This is a genomic window from Methylobacterium phyllosphaerae (assembly GCF_001936175.1).
Classification (GTDB): domain Bacteria; phylum Pseudomonadota; class Alphaproteobacteria; order Rhizobiales; family Beijerinckiaceae; genus Methylobacterium; species Methylobacterium fujisawaense.
The window spans coordinates 1,307,089-1,324,942 of the sequence record NZ_CP015367.1; the positions used below are offsets into that span (position 1 = coordinate 1,307,089).

Consider the following 17,854-nt stretch of genomic DNA (forward strand, 5'->3'; position numbering starts at 1 on the left):
CTGTGCTCCACGTCTCGACTCGCGGCGCGGCCGCGCCGCTCTCCTTCTCGGACGCGCTCCTGGCGGGCTTGGCCCGCGACGGCGGGCTCTACGTGCCGCAGACCTGGCCGCAGATCGGCCGTCCGGAGATCGCCGCCCTGGCGGGCCGCCCCTACGCGGAGGCCGCCAAGTGCGTGCTGCGCCCGCTGATCGACGGCGACGTCGCCGGTCCGGACCTCGACCGGATGATCGACGCGGCCTACGCGACGTTCCGCCACCCGGCGGTCTGCCCGCTGACCCAGCTCGACGACAACCTGTTCCTGCTGGAGCTCTTCCACGGGCCGACGCTCGCCTTCAAGGACGTGGCGATGCAGCTGCTCGGGCGGCTCATGGACCACGTGCTGACCCAGCGCGGCGCCCGTGCCACCATCGTGGGCGCGACCTCGGGCGATACCGGCTCGGCCGCCGTGGAGGCCTTCGGCGGCCTCGACCGGGTCGACGTGTTCATCCTCTACCCGCACGGGCGGGTCTCGGAGGTCCAGCGGCGGCAGATGACCTCGGTGCCGGCGCAGAACGTCCACGCGCTGGCCGTCGACGGCACGTTCGACGATTGCCAGAACCTCGTCAAAGCCCTGTTCCAGCACGCCGATTTCGCCGATGCGGTGCGGCTGTCTGGCGTCAACTCGATCAACTGGGCCCGGGTCGCCGCGCAGGCGGTCTACTACTTCACCAGCGCGGTGGCGCTGGGCTCGCCGCACCGCCCGGTCTCCTTCGCGGTGCCGACCGGCAATTTCGGCGACGTGCTCGCCGGCTGGGTCGCCAAGCAGATGGGCCTGCCGGTCGGGCGGCTGATGATCGGCACCAACGCCAACGACATCCTGGTGCGCACCCTGGAGCACGGCGCCTACGAGCTGCGCGGGGTCGTTCCCACCACCTCGCCCTCCATGGACATCCAGATCTCGTCGAACTTCGAGCGGCTGCTGTTCGAGGCGCTGGGGCGCGATTCCTCCTCCCTGTCGCGGCTGATGGCGGGGCTGAAGCAGTCCGGCGGGTTCTCGCTGAGCCCCGAGGTTCTCGCCACGGTCCGCTCGGACTTCGACGCCGTCGCGGTGCCGGAGCCTGACGTGATGGAAGAAATCGCCCTGACCCAGGCCGCCACCGGGGTGGTGCTCGACCCCCACAGCGCCATCGGCGTGCGGGCCGGGCGGCGGCTCCTGGAGCAGGATCCGGCGACCCCCGTGGTGGCGCTCGCCACCGCGCATCCCGCCAAATTCCCGGATGCGGTCGCCAAGGCCACGGGCGGCCTGCGCCCCGCCCTGCCCCCGCACCTCGCCGACCTGATGGACCGGCCCGAGCGCCTGACCCGGGTGGAGAACGACCAGGCCGCCCTGGAGAAGCTCATCCGCGAGCGCGCTCGCATCACGAGGGGTGCGTGAGCTTGGCGCGAGTCGCGCGACGAGCCCCCTCTCCCGAGCGGGAGAGGGTTGGGGTGAGGGTCGAGAACCGTCCGGAGAGGTCGCACCCCTCACCCTGTCCCTCTCCCGCACGGGAGAGGGGACCCGCGCCGCATCCGGCGCCCCGCGCGACGAGCCGTCGATGAACCAGCACTTCTCCACGCACGCCGCCTCGCCGTCCCTGCGCACCACGCGGCTCGACAACGGCGTCACGGTGGTCACCGAGCCGATGCCCGGGGTCGCCACCGCCAGCCTCGGCGTCTGGGTCGGGGCCGGCTCGCGCAACGAGCGCGCCGACGAGGCCGGCCTGTCCCACCTCATCGAGCACATGGCGTTCAAGGGGACGCGGACGCGCTCGGCGCAGAAGATCGCCGAGGAGATCGAGAATGTCGGCGGCGAGATCAACGCCGCCACCTCCACGGAGGGGACGAGCTACACCGCCCGGGTCCTGGGCGAGGATGCCGGCCTCGCCCTGGACGTGATCGGCGACATCCTCACCGATTCGGTGTTCGACGCGGGCGAGCTCGCCCGGGAGAAGGGCGTGATCCTGCAGGAATACGCCGCCGTCGAGGATACCCCCGACGACGTGGTCTACGACGCGTTCACGGAGGCCGCCTTCCCGGACCAGCCGGTCGGCCGGCCGATCCTCGGGCGGCCCGAGACGATCCGGAGCTTCGACGAGGCCGGCATCCGCGCCTATCTCGACCGGGAATACACGCCGGACCGCATCGTCGTCGCCGGCGCCGGGGCCGTGACCCACGAGGCGATCGTGGCGGCGGCCGAGCGCCATTTCGGGGGGCGGCCCGCCAAATCCGCCCCCGCCTCCGTGCCGGGCGTCTACGGCGGCGGCGAGCGGCGGATGCCGCGCAAGCTCGAGCAGGCCAACGTGGTGATCGGCCTGCCGGGCCTCTCCTTCCGGGACGACCGCTACTACGCGCTGCACATGTTCGCGCAGGTGCTGGGCGGCGGCCTGACCTCGCGGCTCTGGCAGGAGGTGCGCGAGACCCGCGGCCTCGCCTACGAGATCCAGGCCTTCCACTGGCCCTTCTCGGATTGCGGCCTGTTCGGGATCGGCGCCGGCACCGCCGGGGCGGACCTGCCCGAACTCGTCGACGTGACGCTGGCGGCCACCGCCCGGGCGGCCCGCGACCTCGACGCCGTCGAGATCGCCCGCGCCAAGGCGCAGCTCAAGGTCTCGCTGCTCTCGGCGCTGGAGACGCCGGGCGGGCGCATCGAGCGCAACGCCCGCCAGATCCTGGCCTGGGGCCGGGTGATCCCCGCCGGAGAGGTGATCGACAAGGTCGACGCCGTCACGGTGGCGGATGTCCGGGCCGCGGCGGCCGCGATGCTGCAGGGCACGCCGACGCTGGCGGCGATCGGCCCGATCCGCAAGCTGCCCGCCCTCGACAAGATCGCGGGTGCGCTCCGAGCGGCCTGAGAGGCGGTCGGATCTCCGCGAACAGGGATCCGGCTCCCCCGCATCCCGAGGCGCCCGCCGACGCGGGCACCGCAGGCTGCGGGGGCGTGTGGAATGGACCGGTTCCGAGACGCTCAGAATCCTGCCGCGGAGCCGCCCCCCGCCCCGCCCAACTTGATTTGGCCGCAAAGGGGCGCGATCCGCGGGCGGTGGACCGGCCCCGGGGCGACCTTGCCCCAGGTGAGGCCCACCCCTATCGATCAAGGCCGCCCGGGCGGCTGACGCCGAACCTCGCACGGCCGGAAGTCAAGACACCCTTGCGCATCCTCGCCCTCCTCCTGTCCCTGGTCGGCGGTCTCGTCGGTGCCCTCGCGCTGGGGGGGCCGGCCCGGGCCGTGGAAGCGGTCCGCGTCACCCTCGACGCGCCGGTGATCGACCTGACCACCGCGATCGAGCGCTACCGCTCCGACGGCGACCTGATCCAGATCTCCACGGCGCCCGGCAAGGACGGCATCGTCCGCCGCATCGTCGTGAAGGCCCGCGACGCCGGCGCCCGGCCCGACTGGATCGTGTTCGCGCTCACCAACGACACCGACGAGCAGATCGACCGCATCCTCGTCGCCCCGCATTTCCGGCTGGTGGATTCCGGGGTGATCTGGCCCGATCTCGGCGGCTCGCGGATCGCCGCCATCACGGCGAGCCAGGGCATCCGCCCGGAGCGCGACGAGAACCCGGAAGCCGACCAGTTCACCATCACGCTGGATCCCGGCGCCACCGTCACCTACGTGGCCGAACTGCGCGGCTCCAACGTCCCCCAGCTCCGCCTCTGGGACCAGGACGCCTACCGCCGGAAGGCCGCAGGCCTGACCCTCTACAAGGGCATCATCATCGGGATCAGCGGCCTGCTGGCTCTGTTCCTGACCATCGTGTTCGTGGTCAAGGGCGCGATCATCTTCCCGGCCGCCGCCGCGCTCGCGTGGTCGGTGCTCGCCTATGCCTGCATCGATTTCGGCTTCCTGCAGCGGGTCTTCCCGGTCACCGAACTGGCCGAGCGGGTCTACCGGGCCTCCGCGGAGGCGGTGCTCGGGGCGACGCTGCTGGTCTTCCTGTTCGCCTATCTCAACCTCGCCCGCTGGCACGTGCGCTACAGCCATGTGGCGTTCTTCTGGCTCGCCTTCCTGGCCGGCCTCGTGGGGCTCGCGGTGTTCGACCCGCCGGTGGCGGCGGGCGTGGCCCGGATCTCCATCGCGGCGGTGGCCGGCATCGGCCTGCTGCTGATCGTCTACCTCGCCGCCCATAACGGCTACGACCGCGCCATCCTGCTGGTGCCGACCTGGCTGCTCCTCGTCGTCTGGGTGACGGCGGCGGGCTTCGCGGTCACCGGCCAGATCGGCAGCGACCTCGTGCAGCCGGCGCTGATCGGCGGCCTCGTGCTGATCGTGATGCTGATCGGCTTCACGGTGCTCCAGCACGCCTTCGCGGGGGGCGGGCTCAGCCACGCCCTCGTGTCCGACACGGAGCGGCGTGCGCTGGCGCTGACCGGCGCCGGCGACGTGGTGTTCGACTGGGACGTGCCCGCCGACCGGGTCTTCGTCGGCCCCGAGATCGAGGGCCAGCTCGGCCTCGCCCGGGGGACGCTGGAGGGACCGGCCACCAACTGGCTCGGCGCGCTCCACCCCTTCGACGTGGAGCGCTACTCGGCGGCCCTCGACACGGTGATCGAGGAGCGGCGTGGCCGCATCGTCCACGATTTCCGCCTGCGCTCGGAGGCCGGCGCGTTCTTCTGGTACCGGCTGAAGGCGCGGCCCGTGATCGGCGCCGACGGCGAGGTGATTCGGGTGGTCGGCACCATCGCGGACGTCACCGAGGTGAAGACCGCCGAGGAGCGCCTGCTCCACGACGCCGTGCACGACAGCCTCACCGGCCTGCCGAACCGCGAATTGTTCGGCGACCGGCTCGATGCGGCGCTCGCCTTCGCCGGGCAGGACCAGCGCCTCAAGCCCACCGTGATCGTGCTCGACGTCGACCGGTTCAAGGGCATCAACGACGCCATCGGCCTGTCGGCCGGCGATTCGATCCTGCTGACCCTGTCGCGCCGGCTCGGCCGGCTGCTGCGGCCGCAGGACACCCTGGCCCGGGTCGCGGGCGACGAGTTCGCGGTGATCCTCCTGTCGGAGCGCGACCCCGACCGGATCCTGGCCTTCGCCGAGATGATCCGCCGGGCGATCGCCACGCCGATCACCTACGCGGACCGGGAGATCTTTCTGACCGTCTCGATCGGGCTCGCCCTCTACGAGGCCGGCGCCAACCTGAAGCGCGACGAGGTGTTCAAGAGCGCCGAGATCGCCATGATCCAGGCCAAGCGCAACGGCGGCGACCGCATCGAGGTGTTCCGCGCCCATATGCGCACCGACCGCTCCGACCGGCTGATGCTGGAGAGCGATCTGCGCAAGGCGATCGAGCGCAACGAATTGCGGGTGCTGTTCCTGCCGGTGGTCCGCCTCGAGGACCGCACGGTGGCGGGGTTCGAGACCGTCCTGCGCTGGGACCATCCGAAGCTCGGCCGCATCCCGGCCTCGACCTTCATGCCGCTCGCCGAGGAGAGCGGCTTCGTGGTCAATCTCGGCATCTTCGCCCTGGAGCGCACCGCGCTGGAACTCGCCGCCTGGCAGCGCTCCCTGGAGGTCGAGCCGCCGATCTTCGCGGCTTGCAACCTGTCCTCGCGCCAGCTCCTGCGCCACGACCTCCTGCACGACGTGAAGACCGTGCTGGCCCGCTCCGGGGCCCTGCCCGGCTCGCTCAAGCTGGAATTCAGCGAGAGCCTCGTGATGGAGAATCCGGAATACGCCGCGCAGATGCTGGCCCGGATCCACGACCTCGGCGCCGGCCTGTGCCTGTCGGATTTCGGCACCGGCTACTCGGCGCTCTCCTATCTCCAGCGCTTCCCCTTCGACACGATCAAGGTCGACGCGACCTTCGTGCGCCAGATCGGCACCGGGCAGACCGCGATCCTGCGCTCTATCGTTCGCATGGCGAGCGAATTGAACCTCGCCATCGTGGCGGAGGGCTGCGAATCGGAAGCCGACGCCCAGGCGCTGGCCGGGCTCGGCTGCGAATACGCGCTGGGCCCCGCCTTCGGCGAGCCGATGACCATGCTGCAGGCCCGCCAGATCGTCGGCGCGGCGCCTGAGGCGGCCTGAGATCCCTCCTGCGGGGCCGACAGCTGTGCTGCCGGCCACCGACACCATCGCGGCCGGGGATGCGATGCCTCCGGACCACGTCAGGCTCGTGCGGGACGGCTTCGCGAAGGTGCGGCCCATCGCCGGGACGGCCGACCTGTCCTGAGGCCGCCTGTTCGAGGTCGCCCCGCAGGTGCATCCCTGCTTCCCCGCGCACAGGCCCGAGCAGACGCCGACGGCCATGCTCGGGCCGGCGGTGGCCAGCCCGAGCCATCCGGAGACCGGGGCGCCGGCGCTCCAGGCTTCGGACGCAAGGCCCGTGGCCGACACGCAGGACGCCCCCTGCGCGCCGGTGGGCGCGCCCCTGCCGTGGCCCCTGGAACAGGGCCTCGGCGCGGACTTCACCCCGGAGGTCCGGGAGGCCCGGACGGAGACCCACGCGCTGGCCGCCCGCGCGATACTGCAGGCGGACGCGGCCTGAAGGCCGAAACGGCGAAAGCCGTCGATCGGCTTAAGCCACCCTTAACCATGTTCGACCAAGCTCCTGTGGATGGACGGGCCCTTCAGCGCCCGGGAAGGGGATGGTCGGATGGCCGAGGCGGCACGGCGTTACCAGCAGGCAGGGGGCTCCGACCTCGTGCGCCGCCTGATGGCCCGGCCGGTCCGGCTGGAGCAGCAGGCCCGGACCCGGATGCCGCTCCGCGATCCCCGCCATGCCGATCCATCCCCCGAGGCCTTCGACGATCCGTCGGATGCGCTGGACGAGGCCGACGAGATCGCCCGCCTCGAGACCGAGCTGCAGGTGATGAAGGCGGTGCTCCGGGCCCAGCGGCAGGAGGTCGAGTCGCTGCGGGCGCAGCGCCAGCTCCTCACCGACTCGGCCCCGACCGACGATGTCCGCGCGACCCGCGAGCGCTGGGCGGCCCTGGTCGACTCGCTCCTGATCCGCGCCCGCTGATCCGTCACAAGCGCATGCGGGGGAGAGCCATGGGGGCGCGCTGCTCGCTCGTCGTCAACGGTCGGTCGGTGCGTGTCTCGACCGGCGATACGCCGCTGGAGGCCGCGCTGGCCGAGGGCATGATCGCCCCGCTCCAGGCGCAGCCCGGCAACCTGCTCGCCGGCCAGGGCCTCGCTCAGGGCAGCGCCGCACCGTCCGGTCGCCGTCATCCGGCCCGCCGGGCCAGGGCCGAGGCCCTGCGCCCGGCCCTTCCCGGCGCCCCGATCCAGGGCCAGGAGGCGGCGGCGCCGCCGCCCGTGGCCGTCCGCAAGGGCACGGTCACGGAAATCCGCCGGCTCAGCCCCGGAATCCTCGAGGTCGTCGCGACCCTGACCCGGCGCCCCACCGGCGAGCCGGGCCACCAGGCGCTGGTGACCTTCGCGGGCCTGCCCACCCTGACGCTGTCCCCGACCCTGCGGGTCGACGGCACGACCGAGATCAACGACGTGGTGTTCCACGTCGCCCGCGACCCCGAGGGCGATCCCCTCGACGCGCTCCGCCTCGACCAGCCGGTGCGCCTCAAGGGGCCGGTCGGCCGGGGGCAGTACCGCCCCGGGGGCGGGCGCCTCGTGCTGGTGGCGGCCGGCGCCGGCTTCGGCGCGATCTGGGCGATCGCCCGGGCGGCCCGCTACGTCGAGCCCGCCCGCGAGATGGCCCTGGCCGTCGGCGCCCGCGACGCCCTGGACCTCTACATGCGCGAGAGCCTGGACTGGCTGCGCCGCACCGGCGTCGGCCGGATCGTGCTCTGCGCCGATCGCGGCCGCCAGCGGCCGCCGGACGTGCGCTCCGGCCCGCTCAGCGCCCACCTGCCGAGCCTGCGCGCCACCGACGTGGTCCACGTAGCGGGCGACGTCTCGACGGTCGGCGCCGTGCAGGTGCTCGCCGCCGCGGTGGGCGCCCGCTGCTACCCGATCGTGATCGACTGACCGCCGTCGCCTCGACGCGGCGGCGTCCGGCTGCTACCGGCGCCGGGCCGGCCGCACGGGGCCGATCCTGAGCCCGATCCGAGCCCCGATGGTCCGCGTCCTCTGCCTCGGCTACAGCGTCACGGAGCTGCCGGGCTATGTCGAGCGGGCCAACGCCCTGGCCGAGGCCGAGGGGCGTCCGGTCACCTTCCTCCGCAGCGGCTGGGGCGGCCATTCCCTGCCCTCCATCGCCGCCCTGATCGACGAGATCCTGGACGCGCTCCCCTGCGACGGCGTCCTCCTCGAGCTGTTCACCGGCAACGTCCGCTACTTCGACGGCGCGACGATGCGGGCCTATCTCGACGACATCCTCGCGGCGACCGCCCGGCGGGACCTGCCCGTCGCCTTCCTCAACCTCCACCAGGGCGGCGTCGACTACGCGGCCGAGCCCGTCGCCGGCCTGCTGGCGGAGTACCGCGCCCTCTACGGGATCCCCTATCTCGACATCGCCGCCCCGGTGGCGGCCGCGGGCGCGGGCGACATCACCTACCTCCTGACGGATGCGACCCACGTCACGCCGGTGGGCGCCGACCTCTACGGCACCCTGGTCTACAGCTTCCTGCGCGCGCCGCCCCCGGGCCGCGCCTATATCGACCGGTTCCGGACCCTGCCGGGCCGGTTCGAGGCCGTGCCGCTGCGCGCCCTCCCCGGTCTGACCTGCGGGTTCGCCCTGCGCCGCAACGGCATCCCGCTGGACTTCCTGGAGATTCCCGAGGGCACCCGCGTCACCGTCCCCCTCGGGCGGCCCCGCGACGTGATCGGTCTCCTCGTGACCTACGGCCCCCAGGCGGGCACGCTGACGGTCCAGGACCCGGCGAAGGGACGGGGGCACGATCTCGTCGCCTACGACGAGTTCTCCTACTACACGCGCTCGATGTTCCGCAGCGTCACCCTGCCGGCGGCGCGCGCGCTGACGATCGCGCAATCGGCGGAGCGGCCGGACATCGCCCTGCGCAAGGGGGCGCCGGATCCGGGCCCGCGGATCGGGCGCGTGTCGCATGTCGTCTGCCGGCGCAGGCTGAGCCTCGCCCAGCGCGCCGCGCGCCTGCTGCACCGGCTGCGGCGCGGCCTGCGCCGCCTCGGGCCGCGGTTCGGCCTCGTCCGCGGGGCCTGAGATTCCGGCCCGGGCCGGGCGCGAAGGAGACGCCGGGCCTCACGGCGCCCGCCCGCGCCCGCCGGCGAGACCGCTCCATCCCCGACCCGGATCGGCCAGGCGCTCCCGGACGCGCGCCCACACCGCTCGATCGGTTCAATGGCGCTGATGTATTTTTTCGATATTATCAGTATTTGCATATGAACAAATATTCGTTTCATTCTTCGAGTGATCTGTCGTCGCCAGACGATCGTGGCGGCGCGTGGATCTCTGCCGCGGTCTTATGCTAAGGGATATTTTGAAATCATGAGGGGATCGGATGATATGCGGTTTCTACGGAATGCAAGCCTGCATGTAAAAATGTCCGTGCCCATCGTGTTCATGGTGATCGTCGCTACGGGGGTCGTATTTTATTCGATTGTGGGTCTCAAATATATGGAGGAAAGAAACATATATCTGGTCGATTATTATTTCGCTAGGCTCGAGATATTCGCGAAAGTTCGCGAAAAATTCGTCGATGCCGCGCTCATGAATCGCAATTTGATCATCGGCCGCCCTGAAGGGGACCTCCCGCTCTTTCGCAGGCGCTACGACGAGGACGTCAAGGCCGTGGCCGACGGCATCGAGACGCTGGCCGAGGGCTCGCGGCGCGAGGAGATCGCGGCGATGCAGCGCCAGATCGGGGCGATCACCCGGGACTATTTCGACCTGCTCGACCGCTCCAACTACCTCGCCCTCCGGAACGACCGGTCTGCGGCGATCCAGGTCGGCGTCGTCGCGAGCCGTGAGGTCCGGGCGCAGTTCGACAGGGCGGCCCAGGATTACGAGGCGCAGGCGACGGCCCGCCTCCGCGAGGCGAGGCGCGCGTCCCGGCAGGAGGCCGAGCAGGCGCGGACGGTCCTGATCGGCTCCGCCCTGGCGGGCCTGCTCGCCGCCTTGAGCCTTTCCGCGGTGATCGTCGTCTTCGGCGCGACGCGGCCGCTGCAGCGCCTCGTCGCCGTCCTGCGGCGCATGGCGCAGGGCGACGTCGAGGCCGCGATCGTCGAGGCGCAGCGCGGCGACGAGATCGGGATGGTCGGGCGGGCGGTCGAGGCGATCAGGACCATGGTCGCCCGCAACGCCGCCGCGGAGGCCGAGCGCCGACGGCGGGCGGACGCTGAAGCCGCCGCCGTGCGCAAGGAGGCCACGATGGACCTCGCTCGGACCTTCGAGGAGGCGGTGGCCAGGATCGTCGAGCAGGTCTCGTCGGCCGCGGGAGAACTGGAGGGCACCGCCCACCAGATGACGACGACCGCCCAGGAGACGGCCAGCCAGTCCGGCGCGGTGGCGGCGGCGGCCGAGGCGGCGGCGGCCAACATCAACGCGGTGGCGGCCTCGACCGAGCGGCTCGGCAGCGCCATCCAGGCGATCGGCCATCAGGCGAGCGGCTCGTCCGACCTCGCGCAGCAGGCGGTCGGCGAGGCCGACCAGACCGCCGGCCTCGTGGCCGAACTGCAGCAGGCGGCCTCCGAGATCGGCGACGTGGTGCGGCTGATCGCGTCCGTCGCCGAGCAGACCAACCTGCTCGCGCTCAACGCGACCATCGAGGCGGCGCGCGCCGGCGAGGCCGGGCGCGGCTTCGCGGTCGTGGCGGCCGAGGTGAAGGCCCTGGCCGAGAAGACCGCCAAGGCGACCGACGGGATCGCCGCCCAGATCGGCCGGATCCAGGGCGTGACCGGTTCCGCGGTCGGCGCGATCGGCGGGATCATCGACCGGATCCGCGAGATCAACGGCGTGGCGATCGCGATCGCCGCGGCCGTGGAGGAGCAGGGCGCGGCGACCCAGGAGATCGTGCGCAACATCGCCCACGCGACCCGGGGTGCCACGGCGGTGACCGGCACCATCGTCGGGGTGGCCGAGGCCTCGGAGCGCACGGGCGTGGCGGCCGATCACGTGCTCGCGGCCGCCACGGCCCTGTCACGCCAGTCGGAGCGGCTGTCGGCGGAGATGGACCGCTTCCTGGTCGGCGTTCGCGCCGCCTGAGGGCCGGAGCCTTCCGGAGCGGGCAGGCCCCGCGCCGACCCGCTTCCGCATGGGAGCGGGTCGGGCGGCCGACGGCTCAGCCCAGGCGGACCCGCCAGATCTCCTCGGCGTATTCGCGCATCGCCCGGTCGGAGGAGAACCACGCCATGCGGGCGGTGTTGCGGATCGCCTTCGCCCACCAGCCGCGCGGATCGCGCCATGCGGCGTCGATGGCGCGCTGTACCCGCCAGTAATCGTCGAAATCGGCGGTGAGCAGGTACTGGTCGCGCCGGCGCAGGTCGTCGGTGAGCGGCCGGAACCGGCCCGGCTCCTCCGGCGAGAACCGCCCCGCGGCGATCATGTCGAGGGCCGCCGCCAGCCGCGGCGAGGCCTGGATCGCCTTGGCCGCGTAGTCCGGCTCGGCCTGCCGGGCCTTCACCCCGTCGGCCTCCAGGCCGAAGATGAAGATGTTGTCCGCCCCGACATGGTCGCGGATCTCGATGTTGGCGCCGTCGAGGGTGCCCACCGTGAGCGCGCCGTTGAGGGCGAACTTCATGTTGCCGGTGCCCGACGCTTCCAGCCCAGCGGTGGAGATCTGCTCCGACAGGTCGGCGGCCGGGATGATCGCCTCGGCGAGGCTCACCGAGTAGTTCGGCAGGAACACCACCTTCAGCCGGCCCGCGACCTCGGGATCGTCGTTGACCGCCTTGGCGACGTCGCAGGCGAGCTTGATGATCAGCTTGGCCTGGACGTAGCTCGGCGCCGCCTTGCCGGCGAAGATCTTCACCCGGGGCGTCCAGTCCCGGTGCGGCTCGGCCTTGATCGCCTGATAGAGCGCCACGGTCTCGAGGATGTTGAGAAGCTGGCGCTTGTACTCGTGGATGCGCTTGACCTGCACGTCGAACAGCGCGGCCGGATCGACGTCGATGCCGGTGCGCTCGGCGATGAGGTCGGCCAGGGCCTCCTTGCGCTCCCGGCGCACGGCCGCGTAGCGCGCCACGAAGACCGGGTCCTCGGCATGGGCTTCCAGGCCCCGCAGCAGCTCGGGATTGTCCAGCACGCCGGCGCCCACCGTCTCCACGGCGAGCCGGGTGAGGCCGGGATTGGCGTTGTGGAACCAGCGGCGGAAGGTGATGCCGTTGGTCTTGTTGACGATCTTGTCCGTGTCGAGGGCGTGCAGGTCGGAGAAGACCGTCGAGCGCATCAGGTCGGTGTGGAGCGCCGAGACGCCGTTGACCCGGCGCGCGCCATGGAAGGCGAGATGCCCCATGCGCACCCGCCGCCCGTGCGACTCGTCGATCAGCGAGATCGAGGCGAGGTAGGCGGCGTTGTCGGAGGCGGTGTCCTGGCGGGCGTGCTTGGCCTGCTCCTCCAGATGCATCCAGTTGATCAGGTAGATGATCTGCATGTGGCGCGGCAGCAGCCGCTCCATCAGCTCCACCGGCCAGGTCTCCAGCGCCTCGGGCAGGAGGGTGTGGTTCGTGTAGTGCAGCGTGTGCGTGGTGACGTGCCACGCATCCTCCCAGGAGAGGCCGTGCGCGTCGATCAGGATGCGCATCAGCTCCGGCACCGCGATGGCCGGGTGCGTGTCGTTGAGCTGGATCGCGGCGTGGTCCGGCAGGGACCGGACGTCGCCGCGCTCGGCCACGTGGCGGGCCACGAGATCCTGGATCGAGGCCGCGGTGAAGAAGTATTCCTGGCGCAGGCGCAACTCCTGGCCCTCGGCCGAGGAATCGCTCGGATAGAGCACCCGGGAGATCGCCTCGGCGCGCATCCGCGCCGCCACCGCGCCGACATGGTCGCCGCCGTTGAACCGGGCGAGGTCCACGGGCTCGCCGGCCTCGGCCTTCCACAGGCGCAGGGCGTTGACGTGGCGCCCGCGCCAGCCGACCACCGGCACGTCGTGGGCCACCGCCCGCACGGTCTCGGCCGGCTGCCAGTGCCGCCGGATCACCCCCTCCTCCGCGGAGGACATGGTCACGGTGCCGCCGAAGCCGATGGCATAGGTCGCCTCGGGCCGGGCGAATTCCCAGGGATTGCCCTCGGCGAGCCAGGTCTCCGGCGCCTCGCGCTGCCAGCCGTCCTCAAAGGACTGGCGGAACAGGCCGTGGTCGTAGCGGATCCCGTAGCCCATGGCCGGGATGCCGATGCTCGCCATGCTCTCCATGAAGCAGGCGGCCAGCCGCCCGAGGCCGCCATTGCCCAGAGCCGCGTCGGGCTCGGCCTCCTGCACGGCGTCGAGGTCGACCCCGAGTTCCCGCAGGGCGGCGCGGGTGGTCTCGGTCAGGCCCAGGTTGTTCATCGCGTCCGACATCAGCCGGCCGATGAGGAATTCCAGCGACAGATAGTAGACGCGCTTGTTCGGCACGCTGCGCTCGGCGGCCAGGGCGGCCGCCACGATCCGCTCGCGCAGGGCCAGGGCGGTCGCCGCGAACCAGTCGCGCGGGCGTGCGGTCTCGGGCGTGCGGCCCAGCGCGAAGGTGAGCTTGGCGCGGATCGACTCCCGCAGGTCGACCCCCGCGTCACCACTTGCGGACAGCACCGGGGCGGTCCAGGAGCCTGCGGCCGGGGCCTCGGGAGCGCGCTCGTCGCGCGCGACATCTTGTGGCACAGGCCGGGTCAGAACATCGTTCAACACGTGCGGGTCCCCCAAAGTCGTCGCCCCGGATTCTAGCGCCGGGGGTATCGTGGGCGGATTATCTCTTTTGATGGATTGCCGCCGCATGAACGGACGGACGATCCGTGCCCCGAAGCATCCGACGATGCGGTCGGCTTCCGGCGAAGTCGTGGCAGCGCCGCTCGATCGGAGCCCGCGGGTACGCTGAGAGACATATGGCGCGGCGGCGTGACATTCCAGGCACAGATCTGCGCGACGGCGCTGCGCGAAGGTCATGCACGCCGGCGATGCGGCTCACGGTCATGCCCGGGACGCGGTTCTCGACGGGCGCTCCGTGTCGGGCGCGCCGATCCGCGCCCGCCCGGCGCGCGCCCGGAGCGCATCCGTCGCCGGTCGCCAGCACGCCGGTCAGCGGTTAAGCGTGGGCCGCCAACGGGAGGGGCAGCATGACCGACACTGTCTGGTGGAAGCGCGGGACCGTCTACCAGGTCTATCCCCGCTCCTTTCACGACACGAACGGCGACGGGGTCGGCGACCTGCCGGGCATCACGGCGCGGCTGGACTACCTCGCCTGGCTCGGGGTCGACGCCGTCTGGATCTCGCCCGTCTATCCCTCGCCCATGGCGGATTTCGGCTACGACGTGGCCGATTACTGCGGGATCGATCCGCTGTTCGGCACGCTGGCCGACTTCGATGCCCTCGTGGCGGAGGCCCATCGGCGCCGGCTGAAGGTGATCCTCGACTTCGTGCCGAACCATTCCTCGATCGCGCATCCGTGGTTCGCCGAGAGCCGGTCGTCGCGCACGAGCCCGAAGCGCGACTGGTACATCTGGCGCGATCCCGCCCCCGACGGCGGGCCGCCCAACAACTGGCTGTCGAATTTCGGCGGCCCGGCCTGGACGCGCGACGAGGCCACCGGCCAGTACTACTACCACGCCTTCCTGGCGGAGCAGCCGGACCTGAACTGGCGCAACCCCGCCGTGCGGGCGGCCATGCACGACGTGCTCCGCTTCTGGCTGGAGCGCGGGGTCGACGGGTTCCGGGTCGACGTGATCTGGCACCTGATGAAGGATGCGGGGTTCCGCGACAACCCGGCCAATCCCGACTACGCGCCGGGTTCCCCGGAGATCAACCGCTTCACCCAGGTCTACTCCGCCGACCGGCCCGAGATCTTCGACGTGATCGCCGGCATGCGGGCGGTGCTGCGCGACTACGGCGAGCGCGTCCTGATCGGGGAGATCTACCTGCCGGTGGAGCGGCTGGTCGCCTATTACGGCCCCGACCTTACCGGTGCCGACCTGCCGTTCAATTTCCAGCTGATCCAGACCCCGTGGCGGGCCGACGCGGTGGCCGAACTCGTGGCCGATTACGAGGCGGCCCTGCCCGAGGGCGGCTGGCCCAACTGGGTGCTGGGCAACCACGACCAGCCGCGCATCGCCGCCCGGGTCGGGCAGGCGCAGGCCCGCATCGCCGCGATGCTGCTGCTGACCCTGCGGGGCACGCCGACCCTCTATTACGGCGACGAGATCGGGCTCGGCCATGTTCCGATCCCGCCGGAGCGCGCCCGCGATCCCTGGGAGTACAACGAGCCCGGGCACGGCCGCGACCCGGCGCGCACCCCGATGCAGTGGGACGACAATCCCCAGGCCGGCTTCTCCACGGCCGAACCCTGGCTGCCGCTGGCGGAGGATTGGGCAGCCTGCAACGTCGAGAGCCAGCGCTCGGATCCGGGCTCGATGCTCACCCTGTACCGGCGGCTGCTCGCCCTGCGCCGCGACCACGCGGCGCTCGCCGTGGGCGGCTACCGGGAGGTGCCGCTGGGGATCGCCGCGGTGTTCGCCTACGAGCGCTTCGCCGACGATGCCGTTCTGCGCGTGCTCCTGAACTTCGGCGCGGCGTCGCAGGATCTGCCGCTGCCCGAGGGCGACTGGACCGTGCTGCTCTCGACCCGTGCGGGGCGGGCGGGCGAGACGGTCGGCCTCACCCTGGCGCTCGGACCCGCCGAGGGGGTGATCCTGCGCCGCGGCGGGTGAGCCGGACCGGATCCGCCCATCCGGGTGCGGCGCCTCGGCGCGGGCGCCGGTCCAACGGCCCGGCGGCGCCTCATGGTCCGAGCCGGGGGCACGACATGGCTTGCGGCCGGAGCCCTGGCTGCTGCGGCCCACGACCGTCCTCGCGCGCGCGGTGCCATACCTCAGGGCTGCGCGCCGTCGGCCGTCGGGCGCGGGGTGGATGGCCTCGCTCCGCTCGCAGAGACGGCAGGGCCGAAGCCCCCAGCCGGACACGGTCCAGGCGCGCAGAACGTGATTCGGGATAGGGCGGTGCCGCTGCGGCGCGGCCCTGTGCATCGACGTTGGGCCGATGCCGCCCCATCCCGGAAGCCGCCCGGCCTGCCGAAACTTGCCGCGCCGCCACGATTTCGTGCTGCGACGCCACATAGGTAAGTGAAGCTTAATTCTCACGGTGGCCTATTTTGTGCGTCGCAGCGGAACCGTCGCGACGGAGGAGTATTAGCCGTGGTTGAGATCGCGACAGCCGTGCCTGCCCGATCGTCTGCCAGACCGGGGCATTCCGCCCGGCCAGGATCAATGCTGATGCTCGATACGCGCCGTGGTGGTTCCTTCGCCGAGTGGTCGTCCGGCGAGGGGGACGGCGTCGTATCCGTACCGGTGCCGGCCCGTCCGGCCTCGCTGCGCCGCCGCATCCTGTACGCCACGCCCGAGATGGCCGACTTCGTGAAGACCGGCGGCCTCGGCGAGGTCTCCGCCGCCCTGCCCCGGGCGCTGGTGCCGCACTACGACATCCGCGTGCTGATCCCGGGCTACCGGCAGGTCCGCGCGGCGTTCCCCGAGATTCCGGTGGTCGCCCGTCTCGAGGGCTTCGCGGGGGTTCCGGCCTGCGACCTCGGCCTGGTCGAGGCGGCCGACGGCCTGCGGATCTACGTGCTGCTCAGCCCCGACCTCTACGAGCGCGACGGCACGCCCTACGGCGACCAGCACGGCGATTTCGGCGACAACGACCTGCGCTTCGCCCGCCTCAGCCTCGCGGCGGCGGACCTCGCCGCCGGCGCCGACCCCGACTGGGCGGCCGACCTCCTGCACCTCAACGACTGGCAGGCGGCCCTGGCCCCGGCCTATCTCGCCTGGCGCGGCCGGCGGGTGCCGAGCGTGCTGACGATCCACAACCTCGCCTATCAGGGCCTGTTCCCCCGGGACGCCCTGCCCCGGCTCGGCGTGCCGGAGGCGGCCTTCCAGGTCGACGGCGCCGAATTCTACGGGCAGCTGTCCTTCCTGAAGGCCGGCATCTTCTACGCCTCGCAGGTCACCACGGTGAGCGAGACCTACGCGCGGGAGATCCAGACCCCCGAGTTGGGCTGCGGCCTCGACGGGCTGCTGCGCACCCGCGCCGGTCAGGGCCGGCTCGCCGGCATCCTCAACGGCATCGACGAGACCTGGGACCCGAGCACCGACCCGCACCTCGCCACGCGCTTCGAGATCGACGACTGGAAGGGCAAGCGGGCCAATGCCGAGGCGGTACGCCAGCAATTCGGCCTCGCGGTTTCCCGCGGGCCGCTCTTCGCCATCGTGTCGCGCCTCGTCCACCAGAAGGGCATCGACCTGAGCCTGCAGGCCGCCGAGGCGATCGTGGCCGAGGGCGGCCAGCTCGTGGTGATCGGCCAGGGCGAGGGCCGGTTCGAGCAGGCGCTCCGGGGCTTGGCCAAGCGCCATCCCGAGGCGGTCGGCGTGCATGTCGGCTTCGAGGAGGCGCAGGCCCGGCGGATGTTCGCGGGCAGCGACTTCCTGCTGATGCCCTCGCGCTTCGAGCCCTGCGGGCTGGCCCAGATGTACGCGCAGCGCTTCGGCTCCCTGCCGATCGTGCGCCGCACCGGGGGCCTCGCCGACACGGTCGAGGACGGGGTGACGGGCTTCACCTTCGCGGAGGCCTCGGCCGCGTCCTTCGGGGCGGCGGTCCGCCGGGCGCTGGAGGCCTTCGGCCAGAAGAAGCGCCTCAACGCCATGCGGCGGCGGGCCATGGCGGCCCGCTTCGGCTGGGATCAGGCCGCCGACAATTATGCCGGGCTCTACGGCCGGGCCATCGGCAACAGCACCGCGCTGCGCTGGCGGGCCGCGTAGGGCCTTCTCGCGGACGCAG

Annotated in this window: 11 protein-coding genes; 10 read left to right on the plus strand and 1 reads right to left on the minus strand. The window is 72.0% G+C overall.

What is annotated here, in order from left to right:
- Positions 1–2: 2 nt before the first annotated feature.
- The 8 genes from thrC (at position 3) to MCBMB27_RS05770 (ending at position 11,106) form a co-directional block, all read left to right on the plus strand.
- Positions 3–1,415 carry a threonine synthase gene (gene thrC, locus MCBMB27_RS05735; RefSeq protein WP_075380040.1) on the plus strand — a complete coding sequence of 471 codons (1,413 nt, stop codon included), beginning with the start codon at positions 3–5 and terminating at the stop codon, positions 1,413–1,415.
- A gap of 160 nt (positions 1,416–1,575) precedes the next feature.
- On the plus strand, positions 1,576–2,871 hold the full coding sequence (locus MCBMB27_RS05740) for a M16 family metallopeptidase (protein ID WP_043379741.1): 1,296 nt from the start codon (positions 1,576–1,578) through the stop codon (positions 2,869–2,871).
- 302 nt (positions 2,872–3,173) lie between these two features.
- Positions 3,174–6,050: an EAL domain-containing protein gene (locus MCBMB27_RS05745; protein WP_236952982.1), complete on the plus strand. Its 2,877-nt coding sequence runs from the start codon at positions 3,174–3,176 to the stop codon at positions 6,048–6,050.
- Between the two features lie 220 nt (positions 6,051–6,270).
- Entirely contained in the window at positions 6,271–6,510 is a 240-nt protein-coding gene (locus MCBMB27_RS30530) for a globin family protein (RefSeq protein ID WP_236952913.1), read from the plus strand.
- A gap of 108 nt (positions 6,511–6,618) precedes the next feature.
- A complete protein-coding gene (locus MCBMB27_RS05755) occupies positions 6,619–6,987 on the plus strand; it encodes a hypothetical protein (RefSeq protein ID WP_043352571.1) in 369 nt (122 codons plus the stop codon).
- A gap of 29 nt (positions 6,988–7,016) precedes the next feature.
- Complete coding sequence (locus MCBMB27_RS05760; protein ID WP_085987674.1) at positions 7,017–7,952, plus strand: ferredoxin reductase domain-containing protein; 936 nt, start codon at positions 7,017–7,019, stop codon at positions 7,950–7,952.
- A gap of 88 nt (positions 7,953–8,040) precedes the next feature.
- Entirely contained in the window at positions 8,041–9,105 is a 1,065-nt protein-coding gene (locus MCBMB27_RS05765) for a hypothetical protein (protein WP_075380041.1), read from the plus strand.
- Between the two features lie 303 nt (positions 9,106–9,408).
- Entirely contained in the window at positions 9,409–11,106 is a 1,698-nt protein-coding gene (locus MCBMB27_RS05770) for a methyl-accepting chemotaxis protein (protein ID WP_075380042.1), read from the plus strand.
- A gap of 76 nt (positions 11,107–11,182) precedes the next feature.
- Here the strand turns inward: MCBMB27_RS05770 and MCBMB27_RS05775 are convergent, their stop codons facing one another.
- The gene (locus MCBMB27_RS05775) at positions 11,183–13,723 is read right to left on the minus strand and encodes a glycogen/starch/alpha-glucan phosphorylase (protein WP_075381880.1); all 2,541 of its coding nucleotides are present in this window, start codon (positions 13,721–13,723) and stop codon (positions 11,183–11,185) included.
- A gap of 425 nt (positions 13,724–14,148) precedes the next feature.
- Here MCBMB27_RS05775 and MCBMB27_RS05780 point away from each other — a divergent pair, with 425 nt between their 5' ends.
- The gene (locus MCBMB27_RS05780) at positions 14,149–15,735 is read left to right on the plus strand and encodes an alpha-amylase family glycosyl hydrolase (protein ID WP_043379732.1); all 1,587 of its coding nucleotides are present in this window, start codon (positions 14,149–14,151) and stop codon (positions 15,733–15,735) included.
- Positions 15,736–16,296: 561 nt separating this feature from the next.
- Positions 16,297–17,835 (plus strand): glycogen synthase GlgA, encoded by a 1,539-nt coding sequence (gene glgA, locus MCBMB27_RS05785; RefSeq protein ID WP_043761084.1) that lies wholly within the window; start codon positions 16,297–16,299, stop codon positions 17,833–17,835.
- Positions 17,836–17,854: the final 19 nt, after the last annotated feature.